Source organism: Methylobacterium sp. WL116 (assembly GCF_008039455.1).
Classification (GTDB): domain Bacteria; phylum Pseudomonadota; class Alphaproteobacteria; order Rhizobiales; family Beijerinckiaceae; genus Methylobacterium.
On sequence record NZ_VRUV01000673.1, the window covers coordinates 1 to 2,085 of the forward strand.

At 71.0% G+C, this 2,085-nt stretch carries 2 protein-coding genes; both read right to left on the minus strand.

The features are described 5' to 3' along the window. The coding region (locus FV223_RS26070) for a hydrolase (RefSeq protein WP_147729651.1) at nt 1-1,163 on the minus strand (1,163 nt) is incomplete at its 3' end. Between the two features lie 639 nt (nt 1,164-1,802). Continuing rightward, nucleotides 1,803-2,085, minus strand: a 283-nt coding sequence (locus FV223_RS26075; RefSeq protein ID WP_187276254.1) for an HRDC domain-containing protein, incomplete at its 5' end; no start/stop codon positions are given.

The following is a 2,085-nucleotide window of genomic DNA, read 5'->3' on the forward strand; positions in this document are numbered from 1 at the left end:
CCTTCGGACGGGCTCGCCGGCCGCGCCCCGCACCGGCGGTCGATCGCCGCGTGCACCGGCTCCGGCCCGGAGACCAGGGCGATGTAGTCGAACCCGTCCGTGTCCAGGCTCGACATCAAGAGCTGGAAGTGCATCTGGAACAGGTTGAAGCGTCGGCCTCGGATGAGACGATGCTCGATCAGGTCCTCCAGCCGGACGTAGCGCGTGGCCGGGCGCCCGCGGTCGGGCGAAGGAACGTCGGAGGCGGTCAGCGGATCGCGCAAGTGGATCGACAGCCAGTCCCAGGGCGCGCGCACGTCGAGCCAGCGGATCTGGTCGGCGGCGGCGAAGCGCGCGAGCGCCGCCCGGAACTTCACCGCGGGGCGGTCGAGGGCGATCCAGGGGATCACGCTGCCCAGCGTCACGAACGAGACCGGCGTGCCGCGGGTGCCGAAGGCGGGATCGGCCGAGAGGATCCGGTCGAGCACCTCGACCCCGAGGAAGCTCGACGAGGAATGGCCGATCACCACGACCTCGTCGGCGGTGCCCTCGGCGGCGGCGATGCGCGCGGCCATGGCGTCGAGGCGCTCGGGCATCCGGGCTTCGCGGCCGGCCGCGTGGTCGTGGGTGAAGGCAGTGTCGTCGACGAGGTGGGCGCAGTAGAACGGCTTGCCGCGGGTGATCGCCATGATCCCGGCCAGGATCGCGTAGGCCGCGACCGGTACCGCGAGCCACGACCACGGCCGCCAGTCGGCCGGCAGCGCCAGCGGCAGCAGCGCGGCGAGCCCGAGGCTCAACGCCACGAACACCAGGAACAGGTACTGGACGCCGAAGATCACCATGGCGAAGCTGCGCCCCTCGCGGCGCAGGCGCCGTTCGTAGCCCGAGCGCCTGAGCCGCCACAGCAGGGCCGGCACCGTGAGGAGGCGCCGCCAGTTGGGGCGCGGGAAGCGCGCACGCACGATGTCGTCCCAGCGCAGCAGGCCGTAGCGCGTGCGGGTGCCCCCCGATTCGACGGTCCAGTCGAGGCTGAGGCGGTCGGCGCTGCGCGACGGGTCGCTCACCGCGATGTCGAGCCCGCGGCGCGCGGCCGTCAGCCGGCTCTCGCGACGGAAGAGGCCCCAGTAGGTCTCGGGCTGGCGCGGATCGAAGCCGGGCAGGTAGAAGACCTGGCGCGTGACCACCTCTTGCGGATCGGCGGTGGGCGTGTCGCTGAATCGGGTGATGACGGAGCGTTCCGGCGCTGTTGCTGTCGAAGGATGCCGGCTCCCTACACGACGGCACGCCCCGGAGACGAGCGAAAAGACGCCGGCGTTATGACCCGCTGAGAAACTCGGGGGGCACCGCAAAGGGTGGCTTTCGGCCTGTCCGCTTCCGGGCAACGGATCGATCGAGGCGGACATCGCCACCCCGCCCGCTCACGGTTGAGAGCGGAGAAGGCCGAGCCGCAGCGCGCGGGCGGCAGATTGTCCGCCGCCCCGCCTGCCTTGGCGTCCATCCCAGACTGTACAAAAGTCGAATGGCACCCAAGCGGTCATACGTATCCGATGGGGGTTGGCCGGACCGAGGAAGTTCACCGGGCTTGGGTCGGTCCGCGAAAGCCGCTGCTTCAACCGCAAACACCCGGCAGTGGGCCACGGCGATGCCGTAGGACGCCTTCTCGCGGTCAAGGTTCGCTTCCCGCGCGGAATTGCGTTTGCTCGACCACCACGGATGGCTGCGTCGAAGGAGCGCCCACGGCTCTCCGCACGTCTGGCGTGGGTCGCGAGAAGCTTGTCGAGCGAGCCTACAAGCTGAGACGTCGCCGATGCCGGCTCCGCCCGTCACGCCGCCGGGGGATGCGCCAGGAACTCGGCGATCGCGGCGACGAACCTTTCGCCGTAGGCCTCGCGCTTGCGCTCGCCGACGCCGTGGACGGTGCGCAGCGCGTAGAGATCCACCGGCTTGCCCTTGGCCATCTCGATCAGCGTCCGATCGGGAAACACCATGAAGGCGGCGATGTTGTCGGCGCGCGCGATGGTGGCGCGCAGGCCGCGCAGGTGCTGGAACAGGGCCTCGTCGGCCGGGCTCAGGTCGTCCGAGCCGGCGTCGCGCACGGCGCCCGCG